Here is a 20,840-nt window from a genome sequence, read left to right on the forward strand (position 1 = left end):
AACGGGCGAAGGGCGGGTAGGGGACTGCGGCCCGCGCAGCGGGGAACCGGGGTGTGGGGCAGGGCGTAGGGCCCGGAGGGTCGGGGCTTCGGACCGGTGTGGTGCGGGTGGGCACCGGGCGATCATGGGGTGGGGGGTTACGCCCCCTACCCCCGGACGGAGCGCCCCGCGTGCCCCCAGTACAGACCGTCGCCACCATCCGGCGGATCACGCCCGTCGGGGCCTACCACCACCTCGTCCTCGACGCCCCCGGCGTCACCGGGGTGCGCCCCGGACATTTCGGCGCCCTCGCCATCGGCGGCCGGGACACGAGCACACTGCTCCGCCGCGCCTTCTCCATCCACCGCGCCGACCCCGGCACCGGCACCGTCGAGTTCGTCTTCGCCGAGGCGGGACGGGGCACCAGGGCGCTTGCGCGGCATCGCCCCGGCGACACCGTGGACCTCATCGCCCCCCTCGGCACCCCCTTCCCGCTCCCCGACGGCCCGGTCGGGGCGGTCCTCGTCGCCGGCGGCTACGGCAGCGCACCGATGTTCGCCCTCGCCGAGGAGATCCTCGGGCGCGGCGGCCGGGTCGCCTTCGTGCTCGGCGCGGCCACCGAGGACCGGCTGTTCGGCGTGGAGCGGGCCGAGGCCCTCGCCGAGCACGTGTACGTGGTCACCGACGACGGGTCGGCCGGACGGCGCGGCCGGGTGACCGACGCGCTTCCCGAGGCCATCACGGTGACCGGAGCCACCGAGGTCCACTCCTGCGGTCCGATGGGCATGCTCAAGGCCGTCACGGAGATCGCCACCGCCGCCGGAGCCGCCAGCCACACCGCCGTCGAGGAGGCCATGGCCTGCGGCATCGGGATCTGCATGAGCTGCGTCCTGCCCGTCACCGGCCCCGACGGCGTCACCCGTTTCCTTCGCTCCTGCACATCCGGCCCCGTTTTCGACGGCGCAACCGTCCGCTGGGACGACGCCGGATGCCTGCCCGAGGACCTCGAAGGCGCAGCCGCGATGACCCCGAAGGCGAGCGACCGGTGAATCCTCTGAACCCCGAAGACGTCGACATGTCGGCGCCCCTCGGTGCCCGCGTCACCCTCCCCAACCCCGTCTCCACCGCCTCCGGCTGCGCCGGCTACGGCCGCGAGCTGCACCGCTTCACCCCCCTGGGCGAGCTCGGCACCATCACCACCAAGACCGTGATGCCGTACGTCCGCTCCGGCCGCGCCACTCCGCGGATGGCCGAGACCCCCAGCGGGATGCTGAACTCCATCGGACTCCAGGGCTCCGGCATCGACCGCTTCGTCGAGCACGAGCTGCCCTGGCTGGCCGAGCGCGGGGCACGGGTCCTCGTATCGGTCGCGGGGGAGCGTACGGAGGAGTTCGCCGAGGCGGCCGCCCGGCTGACCGGGCAGCCCGCGGTGGTCGGCATCGAGGCCAACATCTCCTGTCCCAACGTCGCGAACCGCGGCCTCGTCTTCGCCTGTGACGCCGACGCCTCCTTCGAGGTGGTCAAGGCGGTCAAGGCGGCGGCAGACCCCGCACTGCCCGTCTACGCCAAGCTGACCCCCGACGTGACGCGGATCACCGACATCGCGGCCGCCTGTACGGAAGCGGGAGCCGACGGGCTCTCGATGATCAACACCGTCCTCGGGATGGCCATCGACACCGACACCATGCGCCCGGCCCTCGCCGGGGTCACCGGAGGCCTCTCCGGCCCCGCGATCCGGCCCGTCGCCGTCCGCTGCGTCTTCCAGGTCCACGGCGCGATGCTGGCGGGCGCCGTCCGGCGGGTCCCCATCCTCGGGATGGGCGGGATCGCCTCCGGCCGGGACGCGCTCGAATTCGTGCTCGCCGGCGCTTCGGGCGTGGCGGTGGGGACCGCACTGTTCAACGATCCGTCCGCGCCCCTGAGGATCCGTGACGACCTGCGCGCGGCACTCGCCGTACGCGGGATCGGGGCGTTCGAGGACGCCGTCGGACTGGCTCATCGAAGTTTCTGACGAGATTCGAACGTCCTTCACCGGACAAATCCGGGGTGTTTTGTCCGTGATGTACGGTTCAGTGGAGGCTGACCAGGACTTTTCGTCCGTTCTCGCTGACTGGAGCGGTCATGGCCGCTAGTCTCCGAGCAGAGTGAACGAGCAGCGATCGAGCACCACCGCTGTTCGGGCGCTCGCCTGGTGTGATGCCTTCCGGCATTCCACTGGTCCGTATCCGACAGTTCGACATCCGAGGTGACGTAGGCGTGGCTCTTCCGCCCCTTACCCCTGAACAGCGCGCAGCAGCGCTCGAAAAGGCCGCCGCGGCTCGCCGGGAGCGGGCCGAGGTGAAGAATCGACTCAAGCACTCCGGCGCCTCCTTGCACGACGTCATCAAGATGGGGCAGGAGAACGACGTCATCGGCAAGATGAAGGTTTCCGCTCTCCTGGAGTCCCTGCCCGGCGTCGGCAAGGTGCGCGCCAAGCAGCTGATGGAGCGCCTCGGCATCTCCGAGTCCCGGCGTGTCCGAGGTCTCGGTTCCAACCAGATCGCCTCTCTGGAGCGTGAGTTCGGCGGTAACGCCGCCTAAGGCGTCGTCCGAAGTTCTCCCGGCGTTCTCAGGCAGTCCCGAGAAGCTGGATAATCGCTCTATGGCAGCAGAGGTTCGTCCGCGGCTGACCGTGCTCTCCGGCCCTTCGGGGGTCGGCAAGAGCACGGTCGTCGCGCATATGCGCAAGGTTCACCCCGAGGTCTGGCTCTCGGTGTCGGCCACCACCCGCAAGCCGCGGCCCGGTGAGCGACACGGAGTCCACTACTTCTTCGTCAACGACGACGAGTTCGACAAGCTGATCGCCAATGGCGAGCTGCTGGAGTGGGCCGAATTCGCGGGCAACCGCTACGGCACACCGCGCGGCGCAGTGCTGGAACGCCTGGAGAACGGCGAGCCGGTCCTGCTGGAGATCGACCTCCAGGGCGCACGGCTCGTACGCGAGTCCATGTCCGAGGCACAGCTGGTCTTCCTGGCTCCTCCGAGCTGGGACGAGCTGGTCCGCCGGCTCACCGGCCGGGGCACCGAATCCGCGGAGGTCGTCGAGCGCAGGCTCGCCGCCGCCAAGATCGAACTGGCTGCCGAATCCGAGTTCGACACCACCTTGGTCAACACCTCGGTCGAGGACGTGGCGCGCGAGCTGCTAACGTTGATGAATGTCGTCTGATCGTTGACCGGTGTTCAGCCGGTCCGGACGGTCCGGATCCGACACTTCTAGGTCTTACCCCATCTTCGGAAGGTAGAGCGTGTCCTCTTCCATTACTGCGCCCGAGGGCATCATCAACCCGCCGATCGACGAGCTGCTCGAGGCCACGGACTCGAAGTACAGCCTCGTGATCTACGCGGCCAAGCGCGCGCGTCAGATCAACGCGTACTACTCGCAGCTCGGTGAGGGCCTGCTCGAGTACGTCGGCCCGCTGGTGGACACCCACGTCCACGAGAAGCCGCTTTCGATCGCGCTGCGCGAGATCAACGCGGGTCTGCTGACCTCCGAGGCCATCGAGGCCCCGCCTCAGTAAGGCACGAGATTCCTTTCACCACAGGCCCGGCAGAACATCTGCCGGGCCTGTGGTGTGTCATAGGTGTGTAGGCCGTAGGTGCCGTAGGTGTCATGCGGGTGTGATGGCGGTCGTCAGCCGAAAGGGCGTGTGTGGTGGGTAAGCCGAAGGTCGTGCTCGGAGTCAGCGGCGGGATCGCCGCTTACAAGGCGTGCGAGCTGCTGCGCCGGCTGACCGAGTCCGGGCACGACGTGCGCGTGGTGCCGACGGCGGCGTCGCTGAACTTCGTCGGGGAGGCCACCTGGGCCGCCCTCTCCGGGAACCCGGCCTCCACCGAGGTCTGGGAGAGCGTCCACGAGGTGCCGCACGTCCGCATCGGGCAGGGCGCCGACCTCGTCGTCGTGGCCCCGGCCACCGCCGACATGCTGGCCAAGGCCGCCCACGGGCTGGCCGACGACCTGCTGACCAACACCCTGCTCACCGCACGCTGCCCGGTGGTGTTCGCACCTGCGATGCACACCGAGATGTGGGAGCACCCGGCCACCCGGGAGAACGTGGCCACGCTGCGCCGGCGCGGCGCCGTGGTCATCGAGCCGGCCGTCGGCCGCCTCACCGGCAAGGACACCGGCAAGGGGCGGCTGCCCGACCCCGAGGAGATCTTCGAGGTGTGCGCCAGGGTCCTGGCCCGTGGGGTGGCCGAGCCGGACCTCGCCGGCCGGCACGTGGTGATCAGCGCGGGCGGCACCCGCGAACCGCTGGACCCGGTCCGCTTCCTCGGCAACCGCTCTTCCGGCAAGCAGGGCTACGCCCTCGCCCGCACCGCCGTCGCCCGCGGGGCCCGGGTCACCCTGGTCTCCGCCAACACCGCGCTCGCCGACCCGGCCGGGGTGGACCTCGTACGGGTCGGGACGGCCCTGCAGCTGCGCGAGGCCGTGCTCAAGGCCGCGGCGGACGCCGACGCGGTGGTGATGGCCGCGGCCGTGGCCGACTTCCGGCCCGCCGAGTACGCGGGCGGCAAGATCAAGAAGAAGGACGGGCAGGAGCCCGCGCCGGTGGCCCTCGTACGTAATCCGGACATTCTCGCGGAGATTTCCGCCGACAGGGCCCGGGAGGGTCAGGTCGTCGTGGGTTTCGCGGCCGAGACCGACGACGTACTCGCCAACGGGCGGAGCAAGCTCCTCCGCAAGGGGTGTGACCTTCTCGTCGTCAACGAGGTGGGCGAGGCGAAGACCTTTGGTTCCGAGGAGAACGAAGCGGTCATCCTGTCCTCCGACGGAAGCGAGCTCGCCGTCCCCTATGGACCGAAGGAAACGCTCGCGGACGTGATTTGGGATCAGGTGGCACCGCGCATCGGAGCGCGACGCGCCTGAGCGGAGGCCCTTTCCGCAGGGTCGTCCTTGGGTAAGAATGGAGTGTCGCAGGTCACATGGCTCCCATAGGGCGAGACAGGTGGTCCGGCGAACGGTGGCGACCGATAAACTGCAGCCGGAACGTGATCGGGCGCAGCCTCCGATGTGGTTCCACCAATATTTCAGCCAGCAGCCGCTGCAACCCCAGGGAGCGTTGTGTCCCGTCGCCTGTTCACCTCGGAGTCTGTGACCGAGGGTCACCCCGACAAGATCGCTGACCAGATCAGCGACACCATCCTCGACGCGCTCCTCACCGAGGACCCGACCTCGCGCGTCGCCGTGGAGACCCTCATCACCACCGGTCTCGTCCACATCGCGGGAGAGGTGACGACGAAGGCGTACGCGCCGATCGCGCAGCTCGTCCGCGACAAGATCCTCGAGATCGGCTACGACTCCTCGAAGAAGGGCTTCGACGGCGCCTCCTGTGGCGTGTCGGTGTCCATCGGCGCGCAGTCCCCGGACATCGCGCAGGGCGTCGACACCGCGTACGAGAAGCGGGTCGAGGGCGACGAGGACGAGCTCGACAAGCAGGGTGCCGGCGACCAGGGCCTGATGTTCGGGTACGCCTGCGACGAGACCCCCGAGCTCATGCCGCTCCCGATCCACATCGCGCACCGCCTCTCCAAGCGGCTGTCCGAGGTCCGCAAGAACGGGACCATCCCGTACCTGCGCCCCGACGGCAAGACCCAGGTCACCATCGAGTACGACGGCGACAAGGCCGTCCGCCTCGACACGGTCGTCGTGTCCTCGCAGCACGCGGCGGACATCGACCTGGACTCGCTGCTCGCTCCGGACATCCGCGAGTTCGTGGTCGAGCACGTGCTGAACCAGCTCGTCGAGGACGGCATCAAGCTCGACACCGAGGGCTACCGCCTGCTGGTCAACCCGACCGGCCGTTTCGAGATCGGCGGCCCGATGGGCGACGCCGGTCTGACCGGCCGCAAGATCATCATCGACACCTACGGCGGCATGGCCCGTCACGGTGGCGGCGCCTTCTCGGGCAAGGACCCGTCCAAGGTCGACCGCTCCGCCGCGTACGCCATGCGCTGGGTCGCCAAGAACGTGGTCGCCGCCGGTCTGGCCTCGCGCTGCGAGGTCCAGGTCGCGTACGCGATCGGCAAGGCCGAGCCCGTCGGCCTCTTCGTGGAGACCTTCGGCACGCACAAGGTCGACGTCGAGAAGATCGAGAACGCCATCGGCGTGGTCTTCGACCTCCGTCCGGCCGCGATCATCCGCGACCTCGACCTGCTGCGCCCGATCTACGCGCAGACCGCCGCCTACGGCCACTTCGGCCGCGAGCTGCCGGACTTCACCTGGGAGCGCACCGACCGCGTGGACGCCCTGCGCACCGCTGCCGGCCTGTAGGACCCCGCAGCACCCGCTGGACGGACGGCCCCGGACCCTTGTGGTCCGGGGCCGTCCGCGCGTGCGGGCCCGTCCGCCCGTTGTCGGTGGGGTTTGGTAAGAATGCGGGTGTGAGCAGCACCAATGACGCGGGGGAGCGGAGCGGACCGGGCGGTCCGCCGGAGCAGCTCGCGCTGATGCGGGAGATGGTCGCCGAGGCGAAGGCCAAGGCGCCCAAGGCCAAGCCGCGGACCTGGCGCGGGGCCTCCGTGGCCGAGGAACTGCCCGTGGCCCGGGTCCTGGTGAACAAGGGCGTGCTCCACCTGGACCGGCTCTTCGACTACGCCGTCCCCGCCGAACTCTCCGAGTCCGCCCAGCCCGGTGTCCGCGTCCGGGTCCGCTTCGGCGCGGGCTCCCACCGGGTCCACGGCGGCCGCCGCGAGGGCGGCGGGCTCATCGACGGCTTCGTCATCGAGCGCCGCGCCGAGTCCGACTACAACGGAGCCCTCGCGGCCCTCGCCCAGGTCGTCTCGCCCGAGGTCGTGCTCGGCCCCCGCATGCTCGCCCTCGCCCGCGCCGTCGCCGACCGGTACGCCGGCAGCCTCGCCGACGTGCTCCAGCTCGCGCTGCCCGCGCGCAGCGCCCGCGCCGAGGCCAAGCCGTCCCCCGAACCGCTGCCCCCGCCCGCCGCGCCCGAGCCCGCCGGCTGGGAGCGGTACGGAGCCGGGCCCGGCTTCCTGCGGGCCCTGGCGGGCGGCGGAACCCCGCGCGCCGTCTGGACGGCCCTGCCCGGGCCCGGCTGGGCCGACGAGCTGGCCCGCGCCATGGCCGCCACCCTCGCCTCCGGACGCGGCGCCCTCGCCGTGGTCCCCGACGGGCGCACCGCCGCCCGCGTGGACGCGGCGCTCACCGCCCTGCTCGGCGAGGGGCGGCACGCGCTGCTGACCGCCGAGTCCGGGCCGGAGAAGCGCTACCGCGAGTGGCTGGCCGTCAGCCGGGGCTCGGTGCGGGCCGTGGTCGGCACCCGGGCCGCGATGTTCGCCCCCGTCCGGGACCTCGGGCTCGTCGCCGTCTGGGACGACGGCGACTCCAGCCACAGCGACGACCGGGCCCCCTTCCCGCACGTGCGGGAGGTCCTGGAACTGCGCGCGGTCACCGACGGCTGCGGCTTCCTGGTGGGCAGCACCAGCTGCACGGTGGAGGCCGCGCAGCTCGTCGAGTCAGGCTGGGCCCGCCCGCTGGTCGCCGACCGCGAGACCGTGCGTACGTACGCGCCCCGGATCCGGACCGTCGGCGACGAGCTGCTGGCCCGGGACGGGGCCGCGCGGGCCGCCCGGCTGCCGAGCCTCGCGTGGGAGACCGTACGGGAGGGCCTGAAGACCGGGCCCGTGCTCGTACAGGTGCCCCGGCGCGGCTACGTGCCCCGGCTGGCCTGCGAGCGGTGCCGGACGCCGGCGCGGTGCACGGCCTGCGCGGGGCCGCTGGAGGCGCCCGACGCGCGGGACCTGCACTGCGGGTGGTGCGGGCGGGCCGAGCCGGCCTGGCACTGCGAGGAGTGCGGGTCGTTCCGGCTCCGGGCCCAGGTGGTGGGCGCGCGGCGGACCGCCGAGGAACTGGGGCGGGCCTTCCCGGCCGTGCCCGTACGGACCTCCGGGCGCGACCACATCCTGGACGAGGTGCCCGACCGGCCCGCGCTGGTGGTGTCCACCCCCGGCGCCGAGCCGGTCGCGGCGGGCGCCGGGTACGCGGCGGCGCTGCTGCTGGACGGCTGGGCCATGCTGAGCCGGCCCGACCTGCGGGCGAGCGAGGACGCGCTGCGGCGGTGGATCGCGGCGGCCTCCCTGGTACGGGGCGACGGGCAGGTGGTGGTCGTCGCCGAGCCGACGCTGCGGCCGGTCCAGGCGCTGGTGCGGTGGGATCCCGTGGGGCACGCGGTACGGGAGCTCGCGGAGCGGGCGCAGCTCGGGTTCCCGCCGGTCTCCCGGATGGCGGCGGTCGCCGCCGGCAGCGCCGAGGTCGTCGAAGCCTTCCTGGCGGGGGCCGGGCTGCCGCCGGACGCGGAGGTGCTCGGGCCGGTGCCGCTGCCCGGGCTCCGGGGGGAGCCGTCCGCGGGGGAGCGGGCGCTGGTGCGGGTCCCGCCGGGGAGCGGGGCCGCGCTGGCGGCTGCGCTGAAGGGGGCGCAGGCGGCCCGGATGGCGCGGGGGGTTCCGGCGGCGGAGGCGGTCCGGATCCGGATCGATCCGCTGGACATCGGCTGATCCGCCGGACATCGGCCGATGGGTGGGGCGGCCCTGCGGGGCGGATTCCCCTACCCGCCCTTCCACCGTTCCCCGGGCGCTGCCCGGACCCGGTCCTCAAACGCCGGACGGGCTGAACCGATCGCCTCACACGCCGGCGGGGCCGGATCCATCCGGCCCCGCCGGAAACGACGGAGCCCCCGGCGCAGTGGCCGGGGGCGGGTGTCGTCGGGGGTCGGCGTCCCGGCGCGGGTAGGTCAGCCGTTGCGGGGGCCGGGGAAGGCGCCGGGGCGGGACACGCCCGCCTCCTCGCGCACCGGCTGCGGCGGCACCGAGCGCGCCGCCGGGACGGTGGGCAGGGGCCCCAGGGTCCGGGTCGTCGTGCCCTCGGCCAGCGGCTCCCGCTCGGCGGATTCGGCGCTCTGCGCCCGCCGGGCACCGTAGCGCCGGTGGACGGCCTGCTTGGTGACTCCGAGCGCCGAGCCGACCGCGTCCCACGAGAAGCCGAGCGAGCGGTCGAAGTCCACCGCGGCGGTGACCAGCGTCTCGACGCTGTCCCGCAGTTCCTGCGCGAGGCGGACGGTGGGTGCGGGTGCCCGGCCGTAGACGACGAAGCCCGTGGAGGGGCCTGAGCGGCGCGGGCGGTAGACGTTGCCGAGCTGGGCGGTGAGCGTACGCAGAGCATCCACCTGCCGGCGAACCCGCTCGATGTCCCGCACCAGGAGGTGCAGGCTGGCCCGTGCTTGGGCGTCGTGGGTGGCGTGGTCGGCCATGAAGAAGCCTCTCGAACCGGTGCTGAAGAGCGGATAGGGCCGCAGACACCGTTCTGTTTCGCGGCCCGTTTCGGTCAATCTCTTTTGACCAACGCGCTACCCGGTGGGCAGGTCACGCTGTGGGGGCGTGTCGGCATATGCGAGGAGCGCGCGTGTGTGCGTACGCCCCCTCGGGCGGGCCGTACGACGCAGGTGGGACCGCGGGCGGACAGACCATAGACTGATGTGCTGCTGACAGCCGAGATAGCGAGGTAGACCCCAGTGAAGCTCGTCTTCGCAGGCACCCCCGAGGTCGCCGTGCCCGCCCTGGACGCTCTGATCGCCTCCGGGCGCCACGAGGTCGCCGCCGTCGTCACCCGGCCCGACGCGCCGGCCGGCCGAGGCCGTCGCCTCGTCGCCAGCCCCGTCGCCGAGCGCGCCGAGGAAGCCGGCATCGAGGTGCTCAAGCCGGCCCGGCCGCGCGACCCGGAGTTCCAGGCGCGGCTGCGCGAGATCGGCCCCGACTGCTGCCCGGTGGTCGCGTACGGCGCGCTGATTCCCAAGGGCGCCCTGGACATCCCGAAGCACGGCTGGGTCAACCTGCACTTCTCGCTGCTGCCCGCGTGGCGCGGTGCCGCCCCCGTGCAGCAGTCGATCATGGCGGGCGACCAGGTCACCGGTGCCTCCACCTTCCGGATCGAGGAGGGGCTGGACACCGGCCCGGTCTTCGGGATCCTCACCGAGGAGATCCGGCCCACCGACACCAGCGGCGACCTGCTGACCCGCCTCGCCTTCGCCGGCTCCGGCCTGCTGGTCGCCACCATGGACGGCATCGAGGACGGCACCCTGCGCGCGGTGGAGCAGCCCGCCGACGGGATCTCGCTCGCGCCGAAGATCACCGTCGAGGACGCCCGGGTCGACTGGAACGCGCCGGCGATGCGCGTGGACCGGCTGGTGCGCGGCTGCACTCCCGCGCCGGGTGCGTGGACGGTCTTCCGGGGGGAGCGGCTCAAGCTGGTCTCGGTCGGGCTGGTCACGGACCGGACCGACCTGAAGCCGGGCGACCTGGGCGTGGGCAAGAACAACGTCCACGTCGGCTCCGGCTCGCACGCCGTGGAGCTGCTCTGGGTACAGCCGCAGGGCAAGAAGCCGATGAAGGCCGCCGACTGGGCGCGCGGGGTGCGGATCGCTCCTGGTGAGCGGCTGGGCGGCGGAGCCGACGTAGGCTGATTTTCGTAGTTGTCTTTGCTTTGTCCTTCAGCGTTACGTAAATCCGGAGCACCTTTCACGTGAGCGAACAGCCCAAGAGCGGCGGCAAGCCCGGCAAGACGGCCAAGCCGTACCGCAGGCCCAAGAAGGACCCCGTCCGGATGCTGGCCTTCGAGGTGCTGCGGGCGGTGGACGAGCGCGACGCCTACGCGAACCTCGTGCTGCCGCCGCTGCTGAAGAAGGCACGCAAGGACGAGACCTTCCAGGCGCGGGACGCGGCGCTGGCCACCGAGCTCGTGTACGGGACCCTGCGCCGCCAGGGCACGTACGACGCGGTCATCAAGGCCTGCATCGACCGGCCGCTGCGCGAGGTCGACCCGCCGGTGCTCGACGTGCTCTCGCTCGGCGCGCACCAGCTGCTCGGGACCCGGATCCCCACCCATGCGGCGGTGTCCGCGAGCGTGGAGCTGGCCCGGGTCGTGCTCGGGGACGGGCGGGCGAAGTTCGTCAACGCGGTGCTGCGGAAGATCTCCGCCCACGACCTGGAGGGGTGGCTGGAGAAGGTCGCCCCGCCGTACGAGGACGACGCGGAGGAGCACCTCGCGGTCTTCCACTCGCACCCCAGGTGGGTCGTCAGCGCCCTGTGGGACTCGCTGGGCGGCGGCCGCGCCGGGATCGAGGACCTGCTGGAGGCCGACAACGAGCGGCCCGAGGTCACGCTGGTGGCGCGCCCCGGGCGGTCCACGCCCGAGGAGCTGCTGGAGGCGGTGGGCGAGGACTCGGCGCTGCCCGGACGCTGGTCCCCGTACGCGGTCAGGATGGCCGAGGGCGGCGAACCGGGCGCGCTGGAGGCGGTGCGCGACGGCCGCGCCGGTGTCCAGGACGAAGGCAGCCAGCTGGTGGCGATGGCCCTGGCGGCAGCCCCGGTCGAGGGCCGCGACGAGCGCTGGCTGGACGGCTGCGCGGGCCCGGGCGGCAAGGCGGCGCTGCTCGCGGCGCTCGCCGCCCAGCGCGGAGCGTTCCTGCTGGCCTCCGAGAAGCAGCCCCACCGGGCCCGGCTGGTCGAGCGGGCGCTCGCCGGCAACCCCGGCCCGTACCAGGTGATCACGGCCGACGGAACGCGCCCGCCGTGGCTGCCGGGTTCCTTCGACCGCGTCCTGATGGACGTGCCCTGCTCCGGCCTCGGCGCCCTGCGCCGCCGCCCGGAGGCGCGCTGGCGCCGCCGGCCGGAGGACCTGGAGAGCTTCGCGCCGCTCCAGCGCGGGCTGCTGCGCGAGGCGCTGTCGGCCGTCCGGGTGGGCGGCATCGTGGGCTACGCGACGTGCTCGCCGCACCTGGCGGAGACCCGGGTGGTCGTGGAGGACGTACTGAAGGGCCGGGGCGCGGGTGCGGCCCCGATCGCGGCGGAACTGATCGACGCACGCCCGTACATGCAGGGAGTCCCGGCGCTGGGCGACGGCCCGGATGTGCAGCTGTGGCCGCACTTGCACGGGACGGACGCCATGTATTTGGCGCTGATTCGGAGGACTGGGTAGGGGAGGGGGCTGGGCTGGGGGTTGGTGGCCTGGGCTGCGGGTGGGTCCTTGGCTGCGTGGGGTTCCGGGGGGCGTCCCGGCAGTCCAGTGTCCTTTCAGTGTGGGCCGGTCCCTCAAGGGCGCTCCCTGCGGTCGCGTCGCTACGCGATGGCCTTCGGCCACCCTTGACCGACCGACCCACACCGAAACGCCACAAGACTTCCGGGATCCCCCCGGGGAACGGCCGGGGGGAAGTGACCGAGGGGCGGCCTGGTCTGAGTTGCGCAGCCCGCTTTGGTTGGTGGGCACCTGTGCACGGATCCGGCAGGACCGTGAGCTCAGCCGGTACGGACGCGCGGGGCGATCGGAGCATCCAGGGCCGGGCGTCTGGACACCCTTCCCGTGACCGTCGACCGCCACCCCGAGCGCAAGGTGGACCACGGGCCCCTCAGAGTCGGTGGGCGCGACAGATCGCTACGTACTCTCGCTCGGCTTAGCGACTAACGACCGTCTGTGGCTGATCTGGAGAGGTGGTTCTGGGTGCTTCTGTCAGCTGCCGGGGAGGTCGTTGCGGAGATCTTCGGCGCGGAGGAGATCGTCGGCCAGGGAGGTGCGGTCGGGGGCCTGCAGAGGGATCTGGTCGGCCTCGGACAGTAGGCGGGCGGCCAGGGGGGTGTCGTCCAGGTGGACGGCCATGGCGGCGCGGAGGATCAGGGCCTTGACTCGCGACGGGGGAGGGACGTCGGAGGAGAGGAGGCGGTCGAGGATCTTGGCGGCGGCTGCGTAGTCCTCTTTGGAATCGCCGAGGAGTGAGGCCATGTGGAGGGCCTTGGCCACCGGTTCCTTCGGAACCGGTGAGTGGTGGAGGTCTTCGCTGATCGGTTGGCCGATGCGAATACTGTTGCCGCCCGGGTCGGCCATGATGAACTGCCGCACCCCGTAGGTGGTGTCCTTCAGCGGACCGATCCGGGGGAGGCCACGGGTCGGGATCCTGCCGAGTTCTTGCTTCAGTCCCTTACGGAACTTCGCGTACAGACCGTCGACGTCGTCGGTCGTGATGTAGCACGCGCCGTACGACTCGGCCGGCTCGAAGCCCTTCAGCGCCGCGAACTGCAACTCGACATCACCGTGCTGCACGACGGCATAGGCGTACGGACGCTCTTGTTGGAACGTGACCTCGAAACCTATGGCCTTGTAGAAGTCGACCGTCTCAGGGATGGACCTGCAGGGGAGAATCGCAGCCAGTTTCTCGCTCATTCTCCGACCGTAGAACCATCCACCTCTACTAGTCAAACTTGATTAGCTACCACCTCCTCGCCTCTCTGGTGCCCATGGACGGCCTGCGGTCGCTAAGCCGAGTGGGAGGGGAACCGGTCGCGTGCGGCTTATGTCCAGCCACGGCCGGTCGTTAGTCGCTTAGCCGAGCGAGAGTACGTAGCGATCTGTCGCGCCCACCGGCCCTGAGGCCCTCCTCATCCACCTCTCGCTCTGGGTGGCGGTCGACGGTCACGGGAAGGGTGTCCAGACGCCCGGCCCTGGATGCTCTGACCGCCCCGCGCGTCCGTACCGGCTGAGGTCACGGTCCTGCCGGAGCCCTATCCGGATGCCCTTTGGCCGAAGGGGGCTGCGCATCTCAGACGAGGCCGCTCCTCCCCACTCCTCCCCCCCGGCCGTTCCCCGGGGGGATCCCGGAAGTCTTGTGGCGTTTCGGTGTGGGTCGGTCGGTCAAGGGTGGCCGAAGGCCATCGCGTAGCGACGCGACCGCAGGGAGCGCCCTTGAGGGACCGGCCCACACCGAAAGGACACTGGACTGCCGGGACGCCCCCCGGAACCCCACGCAGCCACCGGCCCACCCGCAGCCCAGGCCACCAACCCGCACCCCCCCACCCCCCACTTCCGGGGTAGTGGCCGGAAGGCGTTGGCGGCATGGCACGCTTGGGGCATGGCCGTTCAGATCAATCCCAGCATCTTGTCCGCCGACTTCGCCCGGCTCGCCGAGGAGGCGAAGGCCGTTCAGGGGGCCGACTGGCTGCATGTCGACGTCATGGACAACCACTTCGTCCCGAACCTCACCCTCGGCGTGCCGATCGTGGAGTCGCTCAGCCGGGCCACGGACATCCCGCTCGATCTGCACCTCATGATCGAGGACCCCGACCGGTGGGCCCCCCAGTACATCGAGGCCGGCGCGGGCTCCGTGACCTTCCACGCCGAGGCCGCCGCTGCGCCCGTGCGGCTCGCGCGGGAGATCCGGGCCAAGGGGGCGCGGGCGTCCATGGCGCTGAAGCCCGCGACGCCCATCGAGCAGTACGAGGACATCCTTCCCGAGCTCGACATGCTGTTGATCATGACCGTGGAGCCCGGCTTCGGCGGCCAGCCCTTCCTCGACATCATGCTGCCCAAGATCCGCCGCACCCGGGAGCTGATCTCCAAGCACGGTCTGGAGCTGTGGCTCCAGGTCGACGGGGGCGTCTCCGCCACGACCATCGAGCGGTGCGCCGAGGCCGGCGCGGACGTGTTCGTCGCGGGCAGCGCGGTCTACGGTGCGGTCGATCCGGCGGCAGCCGTACGCACGCTGCGTGACCAGGCGGGTGCGGCGATCGCCGCCGCGCCCTGGGCTTGCGACCACTGAAACAAGGCTTGGTGAACAGCTCGGTGAACGGGAGCTGTCCAGGCTGATCAACGGCCGTCGTATCTGACAGGATGAACGGCGAGTCGAGAGTGTGAACACGAGAGTGTGAACAGCAGTGAGGAGAACGCGGTGTCTGCAATGTCGGCGGGACGGTCAGCCCTGCGGATGGGACCCGCGGAGCTGGTGCAGGCGGCGGCCATGGCGCGCCGCTTCTACCTGGAGGGGAAGTCCAAGATCCAGATCGCCGAGGAGTTCGGCGTGAGCCGCTTCAAGGTGGCCCGGGTCCTGGAGACCGCCCTGGAGCGCGACCTCGTGCGCATCGAGATCCGCGTACCGGCCGAACTGGACGCGGAGCGGTCCGACGCGCTGCGCGCCCGGTACGGGCTGCGGCACGCCGTGGTCGTCGAGTCCCCCGCCGATGCCACCGAGGACGCGCCGGACCCGGAGAACCTGGGTGCCGTAGCCGCCGATCTGCTGGGTGAGCTCGTCAACGAGGGGGATGTGCTCGGCCTCGCGTGGGGGCGGTCCACCATCCACATGGCCGCCTCCCTGCACAGGCTGCCCCCCTGCACCGTCGTCCAGCTGACGGGCGTGTACGACGCCGGTACGGCCGAGCGCGGGTCCGTGGAGGCCGTGCGCAGGGCCGCGCAGGTGTCGGGCGGAGACGCCCACCCGATCTACGCGCCGATGCTGCTGCCCGATCCGGCCACCGCGGCAGCCCTGCGCAACCAGACGGGGATCGCGCGGGCCTTCGAGTACTTCGACAAGGTGACGGTCGCCGCCGTCTCCATCGGGTCCTGGGAGCCGGGCATCTCGACCGTCCACGACATGCTGAGCGACGAGGAGCGGGCGCACTACGCCTCGCTGGGCGTGGCCGCGGAGATGTCGGCCCATCTCTTCGACGCCGAGGGGCGTCGGGTCGGGCGGGACCTCGGCGAGCGGTGCATCACCGTGGAGGCGGACCGGCTGCGCCGGATCCCCGAGGTCGTCGCCATCGCCGGCGGGCTGCGCAAGGCGTCCGCGATCGGTGCGGTTCTGCGCTCGGGGCTGGTCACCAGTCTCGTCACCGACACCGCTGTCGCGGACTACCTGCTGACCGAATCGGAGCCCGGTTTGCGGCCGGCGCTGGAGCGGGCCGACCCCGACGAGTGATTGTTCGGATTGGTCCGATTGTCCGGACGAATGCCGGTCAAACGCGGGCGCGTGAGGTTCGCCGATGCGGATGGTGCCGTAATTGAGATCCGAACGGCGGACCGTTGGACGGCCTGCTGGGCGCATACTGGGTGCAATGACAAAGTCCGCAGTACCTCGCCGCCACCTGCCGTCCAGCCCGTTCAAGGCCCCCGTGGAAGCGCCGCTCAGGCACTTCAGCGTCGGCGACCGGGTTACTCACGATGAGCACGGCCTCGGCCGTGTCGTCGCCGTTGAGGAGGGGATCGCTGTCCTCGTTGAATTCGGGCCTGAGGTCCGCAAGCGCATCCTGAGTCCGTACACCAAGATGGCCGCCCTCTGAATCCACGGCGCGATTCGCGGGCGAATCGGATATTTGGCACGATCGGTGCATGATCTTTCGGAACGTGCCCCGATCGTTGCTGCGTGTGCTGGGGGCCGTGTTCCTCTGCGCGGCGCTGGTCGGTGCGGTGGGTTGCAGCGGGAAGAAACCCGCGCCTACCGCCGCCACCAGTACGAGTGCGAGTGCCGGCTCCGGCGTTGACGTTGCCCCGAGCGGGGCGGCGAGTTCCGCTGTGCCGACGCCCGGATGGGCGAAGGGGATGGCGACGGTACGGGCTTCGGCATTGCCGCAGCAGGCCCGGGACGTGCTGGTGCTGATCGACAAGGGCGGGCCGTACCAGTACCGGCAGGACGGGACCGTTTTCGGTAATTTCGAGAAGGTCCTGCCGCAGAAGAAGCGCGGCTACTACCACGAGTTCACCGTGAAGACGCCCGGTGAGCGGGACCGTGGGGCCCGGCGGATCGTGACCGGTGGGGGCGGGGAGTTCTTCTACACGGACGACCACTACGACACCTTCAAGGCGGTTCTCCGATGACCTTGGACCCGCGGCCCGTGGCCCCCGCGCTCGAAGCGGCCGAGGCCGCCGGCTGGGCGACCGTACGGCTGGATCTGGACGGCGTACGGAGCAAGGCGGAGCTGATGCGGCGCTGTGGGGGCGCGCTGGGGGTTCCCGAGTACTTCGGGGCCAACTGGGACGCGCTGGCCGATGCGCTGCGGGATCTTTCGTGGTTGCCGGCTGCGCCGGGGCGGCTCGTGGTGGTGACCTCCTGGCGGGGGTACGCGGATGCGAGGCCCGGGGACTGGGAGACGTTGCGGGAGATCCTGGAGGAGGCCGTCGATTTCTGGCGGGCGGATGCCCAGGGGGACGGCGGGGGCGAGGGCGGCGGGCCGGTGTTGACGGTGCTGCTCGCCGACTCCGGCCCGGGGCCGGCTGCCGGGGCTCCGCCCCGGACCCCGCGCCTCAAGCGCCGGCGGGGCTGAATTTGCTCCGCGCCTCAAGCTGCGGCGGGGCTGGATCTGTCCCGGCGGGGCTGGGATGAGCGTGCAGGGCCGGGATGGATCCGCGGGACCGGATAGGCCCGGCGGAGCCCAGGGACTCCGCCGGGTCGGGATTCCTGGAGTCAGGACTTCGGGATCCAGGGCGGGGTTTGGCCCCAGGACCAGACCGGGATGTCGGCCGCGTCCACCGGGGGTGGGTTGGCGCCCGAGTAGATCAGGGCCATGCGGGTGCCCCATTCGATGTAGTACGCGAAGACCGCGCGGAACTCCGGGTCCGTGGGAAGGCCCACCTCGTCCGCGGTGTCCGTCAGGAGGTCCACCCAGCGGCGCCGCTGCTGTTCGGTGATGCCGCGGCCCAGGTGCTTGGTGGCCATGTGCTGGTGGCCGCCGTGGGAGGCGGTGTACTCCTTCGGGCCGCCGAAGACCTCCGCCAGCCAGACCGCTACGTGCTGGGGGTGCTCCGAGTCCATGCCCGCGAAGACCGGGGCCAGGATCTCGTCCTGCAGGGCTCGGGCGTAGAAGACGTCCGTGAGGCGGTTCATCGCCTCTGCGCCGCCCATCCATGCGTAGATGGTGGGAGTGGTGGCGGGTGGGGTGTCGGGTGTGGTGCTCATGACTGGGTGGAGGCCTTTCCGGGGCCGGCCACCTTTGTGACGAGGTAGTGCTGCATTTCCTCGATGGCCGTGACGTACGGGCGGATCGCGGTGAAGAACGCGGGGAAGTGCTCGCCCTTGCGGAAGCCGTTCAGGTGGGCGTCGATCGAGGTCCAGCGGATGCGCAGGATGTAGCGCTCGGGCTCTTCCTCGCAGCGGGCGAGTTCGTAGTCGATGCACTCCGGCGAGGCGGCGAGGGCCTCGGAGGCCCTGACGTACGCGTCTTCGAAAGCCGGCTGATCGTCCAATGCGATCCGGTAGCGGATGTATTCGACGGTGGTGGTCATGGTGCGGGCCTCTCCCTGGGGTCGGGCGTTGATCGCCGGTGGTCCGTGTCAGGCTTGCGCGATCTTGCGGGCGCCGGGGGATCTTTCGCCGTTATGACCCGGACTTCTGGGAGTCGGCGAGGTCCGGGCCCTCCGCGCGGACCTGCTGGACCCGGTCCAGGGACTCGCGCAGGTCCGTCAGCCAGGTGTCGGTGTTGCGTCCGACCAGGCGGACGCACCAGGCCAGGGCGTCGGCGCGGCTGCGGGCGACGCCGCCCGCGACCAGGGTGTCGAGGACCTGGCGCTCGGGCTGGCGCAGGCGGGTCATGACGGGGACCGAGAGGTGGGTGAAGAGGGTCAGCTCCTCGCCCGACCGGGCGGCCCAGGACACCTTGCGGCGGTAGAGCTCCTCCGCGTCCCGGGCGACCTCGACGCGCTGCTCCCGGGTGCGCTCGCGGAAGGCGGCGACCGATTCGGTCTCGGGGATCGCGCCGACGACGGTGATCTCCTCCCGGTCGACCGTGACCGAGAGGATCGAGGTGTAGACGTCCACCGGCAGCCGCTCGGCGAACCAGGTGCGGAGCTGTTCGTTCTGCTCGGTTGTAATCATGTAATCAACGGTGCGTCCGGTGCTCTCTTGATCGCAAGGGGACCGGGCCCGTGTTCGCTCTCAGCCCATCGAGCGGTAGCGGTGGATCAGTGAGACCGCCATGGCTCCCTCGCCCACGCCCGAGGCGACGCGTTTGACCGAGTGGGCCCGTACGTCCCCGGCCGCGAAGACCCCGGGGACGCTGGTCTCCAGCGGGTACGGGGCGCGCTCCAGGCTCCACTCCGCCGGGAGTTCGCCGCCGTTGGCGATCAGGTCCGAGCCGGTGAGGACGAAGCCGTACTCGTCCCGCTCGACCACTCCGGCCAGCCACCCCGTGTGCGGGCGGGCGCCGATGAAGGTGAACATGAAGCGGGCCGGGATCTCCTTGTCCTCGCCGGTCTCGGAGTCGTGGAGCGTCAGGCGTTCGAGGTGGTCCTCGCCGTGCAGGCTGACGACCGTCGTGCGGACCCGCACCTCGATGTTGGGGGTGCGCTCGATCTCGTCGATGAGGTAGCGGGACATGCTGTCGTCGAGCGAGGCCGCGCGGACCAGGATGGTGACCCGGGCGGCGTACTTGGCGAAGTGCACCGCCGCCTGGCCGGCCGAGTTGGCCCCGCCCACGATGAACACGTGCTGCGAGATGCACGCCGAGCTCTCGGTGGTCGCCGCGCCGTAGTAGAGCCCGGCGCCCTCGAAGCGGTCGGCGCCGGGGGCGTCCAGGCGGTTGTACGAGACCCCGGTCGCCAGGAGCACCGTCTCGGCGCTGATCTCCGTACCGTCCGCCAGGGTCAGGATCTTCGCCGGGTCGTCACGGGTCAGGGAGGTCACCTCCACGGGGTGCAGGATCTCGGCTCCGAAGCGGGAGGCCTGGATGGTGGCGCGGCGGGTCAGGTCGCCGCCGGAGAGGCCCGAGGGGAAGCCGAGGTAGTTCTCGATCAGGCTGGAGGTGCCGGCCTGGCCGCCCGGGGCGCGGGAGTCCACCATGAGCGTGGACAGGCCCTCGGAGGCCGAGTAGACGCCGGCCGCGAGGCCCGCCGGGCCCGCGCCGACGATGACGCACTCGTAGTGCGGACGCGAGGCGGTGGTGGCCAGCCCCAGCCGCTGGGCGAGTTGCGTGTCCGTCGGCGCGGAGAGCACCGACCCGTCGGGGAAGCGGACCAGGGGCAGCGCGGCATCGGGCTGGGCGGCGGCGATCACGGTCAGCGCCTCGGGGTCCCGCTCGACGTTGAGGAAGCGGAAGGGCTGGCCGTTGCGGGTGAAGAAGTCCCGGACGGCGTGGGTGCCGGGGGAGACCAGGTGACCCGCGACGATGATCCCGTCGTACGCCGGGCGGTAGGTGGCGAGCCAGTCGGACAGCAGGTCGTCCAGGACCGGGAAGAGCCGCTCGTGCGGCGGGTCCCAGGGCTTGAGCAGGTAGTAGTCCAGGCGGACCCGGTTGATGGCGGTGATCGCCGCGTCCGTCTCGGCGTACGCGGTGAGGAGCACGCGGCGGGCATCGGGGAACCGGCTGACGGCCTCCAGCAGGAACTCGACCCCGGTGACGTCGGGCATCCGCTGGTCGACGAGGAAGAGCGCCGGGTCGTGGCCGCGCTCGTCGAGGGAGTCCAGGATCTTGAGGGCGTCGGCCGCCGAGGAGGCGCCGAGCACCCGGTAGCGGTCGCCGTACGCGCTGCGCAGGTCGCGGCGGACGGCGCGCAGCACCTGCGGGTCGTCGTCCACGGCCAGGATGACGGGCTTGCGGTTCTCCGCGCGCGCCGCGGCTTCCGCGGTGGCGGCGGGGGTGCTCGTGGGCGCGGTGCTCGTGGACGTGCCGCCCGTGGACGTGCTGTCCGCGGGGGTGGGGCCCGCGGCCGCGGCGCTCTCCGGGGCCGCGCTCATGCCGGGTCCAGCATCAGCTTGTCGGCGTAGCACCAGGCCCAGTCCTCGCCGGGCTCGTGGGAGGCCGCGATGGGGTGCGCGGTGGTCCCGTAGTGCCTGGTGGCGTGACGGTTCTTCGAGGAGTCGCAGCAGCCGACGTGCCCGCAGCTCAGGCACATCCGCAGGTGCACCCAGGCGTCACCGGAGACGAGGCACTCCTCGCAGCCCTCGGTTCCGGGTTTCACCGGACGTATCGACTCGATGTGGGTGCACAACAGGTCCATCGTCATCGTCCCCGTCCCTCTCTCGCGCATCCGCGCTTCGCGCCCGTGATTGCAGCGCGCCCATGATTCC

Annotated in this window: 22 protein-coding genes; 15 read left to right on the plus strand and 7 right to left on the minus strand. The window is 71.5% G+C overall.

Annotated features, from left to right (window positions below):
- Positions 1–170 precede the first annotated feature (170 nt).
- The 8 genes from OHA37_RS32095 (at position 171) to OHA37_RS32130 (ending at position 8,526) form a co-directional block, all read left to right on the plus strand.
- On the plus strand, positions 171–1,028 hold the full coding sequence (locus OHA37_RS32095; protein WP_266910425.1) for a dihydroorotate dehydrogenase electron transfer subunit: 858 nt from the start codon (positions 171–173) through the stop codon (positions 1,026–1,028).
- On the plus strand, positions 1,025–1,990 hold the full coding sequence (locus OHA37_RS32100; RefSeq protein WP_266910427.1) for a dihydroorotate dehydrogenase: 966 nt from the start codon (positions 1,025–1,027) through the stop codon (positions 1,988–1,990). The genes OHA37_RS32095 and OHA37_RS32100 overlap by 4 nt, the downstream gene beginning before the upstream one ends.
- A 245-nt stretch (positions 1,991–2,235) precedes the next feature.
- A complete protein-coding gene (gene mihF, locus OHA37_RS32105) occupies positions 2,236–2,559 on the plus strand; it encodes an integration host factor, actinobacterial type (protein ID WP_250741333.1) in 324 nt (107 codons plus the stop codon).
- Positions 2,560–2,620: 61 nt separating this feature from the next.
- Complete coding sequence (gene gmk / locus OHA37_RS32110; protein WP_266910429.1) at positions 2,621–3,184, plus strand: guanylate kinase; 564 nt, start codon at positions 2,621–2,623, stop codon at positions 3,182–3,184.
- Between the two features lie 79 nt (positions 3,185–3,263).
- Complete coding sequence (rpoZ, locus tag OHA37_RS32115; RefSeq protein WP_266910431.1) at positions 3,264–3,536, plus strand: DNA-directed RNA polymerase subunit omega; 273 nt, start codon at positions 3,264–3,266, stop codon at positions 3,534–3,536.
- A gap of 134 nt (positions 3,537–3,670) precedes the next feature.
- On the plus strand, positions 3,671–4,885 hold the full coding sequence (gene coaBC, locus OHA37_RS32120) for a bifunctional phosphopantothenoylcysteine decarboxylase/phosphopantothenate--cysteine ligase CoaBC (RefSeq protein ID WP_266910433.1): 1,215 nt from the start codon (positions 3,671–3,673) through the stop codon (positions 4,883–4,885).
- A gap of 195 nt (positions 4,886–5,080) precedes the next feature.
- Entirely contained in the window at positions 5,081–6,289 is a 1,209-nt protein-coding gene (gene metK, locus OHA37_RS32125) for a methionine adenosyltransferase (RefSeq protein WP_266910435.1), read from the plus strand.
- Between the two features lie 110 nt (positions 6,290–6,399).
- Positions 6,400–8,526, plus strand: coding sequence for a primosomal protein N' (locus tag OHA37_RS32130; RefSeq protein ID WP_266910437.1), 2,127 nt, complete (start codon positions 6,400–6,402; stop codon positions 8,524–8,526).
- A gap of 236 nt (positions 8,527–8,762) precedes the next feature.
- Here the strand turns inward: OHA37_RS32130 and OHA37_RS32135 are convergent, their stop codons facing one another.
- Positions 8,763–9,278: a hypothetical protein gene (locus OHA37_RS32135; protein ID WP_266910439.1), complete on the minus strand. Its 516-nt coding sequence runs from the start codon at positions 9,276–9,278 to the stop codon at positions 8,763–8,765.
- 261 nt (positions 9,279–9,539) lie between these two features.
- Here OHA37_RS32135 and fmt point away from each other — a divergent pair, with 261 nt between their 5' ends.
- Both fmt and OHA37_RS32145 read left to right on the plus strand, forming a co-directional pair.
- On the plus strand, positions 9,540–10,487 hold the full coding sequence (fmt, locus tag OHA37_RS32140; RefSeq protein ID WP_266910441.1) for a methionyl-tRNA formyltransferase: 948 nt from the start codon (positions 9,540–9,542) through the stop codon (positions 10,485–10,487).
- 59 nt (positions 10,488–10,546) lie between these two features.
- Positions 10,547–12,001: an RsmB/NOP family class I SAM-dependent RNA methyltransferase gene (locus OHA37_RS32145; protein ID WP_266910443.1), complete on the plus strand. Its 1,455-nt coding sequence runs from the start codon at positions 10,547–10,549 to the stop codon at positions 11,999–12,001.
- Positions 12,002–12,529: 528 nt separating this feature from the next.
- Here the strand turns inward: OHA37_RS32145 and OHA37_RS32150 are convergent.
- Positions 12,530–13,237, minus strand: a complete 708-nt coding sequence (locus OHA37_RS32150; protein WP_266910445.1) for a bleomycin resistance protein — start codon at positions 13,235–13,237, stop codon at positions 12,530–12,532.
- A 685-nt stretch (positions 13,238–13,922) separates the two neighbouring features.
- On the opposite strand from OHA37_RS32150, the gene rpe reads away from it, so the two are divergent.
- The 5 genes from rpe to OHA37_RS32175 all read left to right on the plus strand — a co-directional run bounded on the left by rpe (position 13,923) and on the right by OHA37_RS32175 (position 17,103).
- Positions 13,923–14,609, plus strand: a complete 687-nt coding sequence (gene rpe / locus OHA37_RS32155) for a ribulose-phosphate 3-epimerase (protein WP_266910447.1) — start codon at positions 13,923–13,925, stop codon at positions 14,607–14,609.
- Between the two features lie 138 nt (positions 14,610–14,747).
- Positions 14,748–15,761, plus strand: a complete 1,014-nt coding sequence (locus OHA37_RS32160) for a sugar-binding transcriptional regulator (protein WP_243334549.1) — start codon at positions 14,748–14,750, stop codon at positions 15,759–15,761.
- A gap of 136 nt (positions 15,762–15,897) precedes the next feature.
- Positions 15,898–16,122 carry a hypothetical protein gene (locus tag OHA37_RS32165; protein ID WP_112452447.1) on the plus strand — a complete coding sequence of 75 codons (225 nt, stop codon included), beginning with the start codon at positions 15,898–15,900 and terminating at the stop codon, positions 16,120–16,122.
- Between the two features lie 49 nt (positions 16,123–16,171).
- Positions 16,172–16,657 carry a ribonuclease domain-containing protein gene (locus OHA37_RS32170; RefSeq protein WP_266910451.1) on the plus strand — a complete coding sequence of 162 codons (486 nt, stop codon included), beginning with the start codon at positions 16,172–16,174 and terminating at the stop codon, positions 16,655–16,657.
- Positions 16,654–17,103 carry a barstar family protein gene (locus OHA37_RS32175; protein WP_266910453.1) on the plus strand — a complete coding sequence of 150 codons (450 nt, stop codon included), beginning with the start codon at positions 16,654–16,656 and terminating at the stop codon, positions 17,101–17,103. The genes OHA37_RS32170 and OHA37_RS32175 overlap by 4 nt, the downstream gene beginning before the upstream one ends.
- Positions 17,104–17,243: 140 nt before the next feature.
- Here the strand turns inward: OHA37_RS32175 and OHA37_RS32180 are convergent, their stop codons facing one another.
- The 5 genes from OHA37_RS32180 to OHA37_RS32200 form a co-directional block, all read right to left on the minus strand.
- The gene (locus OHA37_RS32180; protein ID WP_323182378.1) at positions 17,244–17,735 is read right to left on the minus strand and encodes a group II truncated hemoglobin; all 492 of its coding nucleotides are present in this window, start codon (positions 17,733–17,735) and stop codon (positions 17,244–17,246) included.
- Positions 17,732–18,061, minus strand: a complete 330-nt coding sequence (locus OHA37_RS32185) for a putative quinol monooxygenase (protein WP_323182379.1) — start codon at positions 18,059–18,061, stop codon at positions 17,732–17,734. The genes OHA37_RS32180 and OHA37_RS32185 overlap by 4 nt, the downstream gene beginning before the upstream one ends.
- Before the next feature lie 91 nt (positions 18,062–18,152).
- Positions 18,153–18,650, minus strand: coding sequence for a hypothetical protein (locus OHA37_RS32190; protein ID WP_266910455.1), 498 nt, complete (start codon positions 18,648–18,650; stop codon positions 18,153–18,155).
- Positions 18,651–18,710: 60 nt separating this feature from the next.
- Positions 18,711–20,507 (minus strand): FAD-dependent oxidoreductase, encoded by a 1,797-nt coding sequence (locus OHA37_RS32195; RefSeq protein WP_266910457.1) that lies wholly within the window; start codon positions 20,505–20,507, stop codon positions 18,711–18,713.
- Entirely contained in the window at positions 20,504–20,776 is a 273-nt protein-coding gene (locus OHA37_RS32200) for a UBP-type zinc finger domain-containing protein (RefSeq protein ID WP_266910459.1), read from the minus strand. Before OHA37_RS32200 ends, OHA37_RS32195 begins: the two co-directional genes overlap by 4 nt.
- Positions 20,777–20,840: the final 64 nt, after the last annotated feature.

It is taken from the genome of Streptomyces sp. NBC_00335, from assembly GCF_036127095.1.
In the GTDB taxonomy this organism is placed as follows: domain Bacteria; phylum Actinomycetota; class Actinomycetes; order Streptomycetales; family Streptomycetaceae; genus Streptomyces.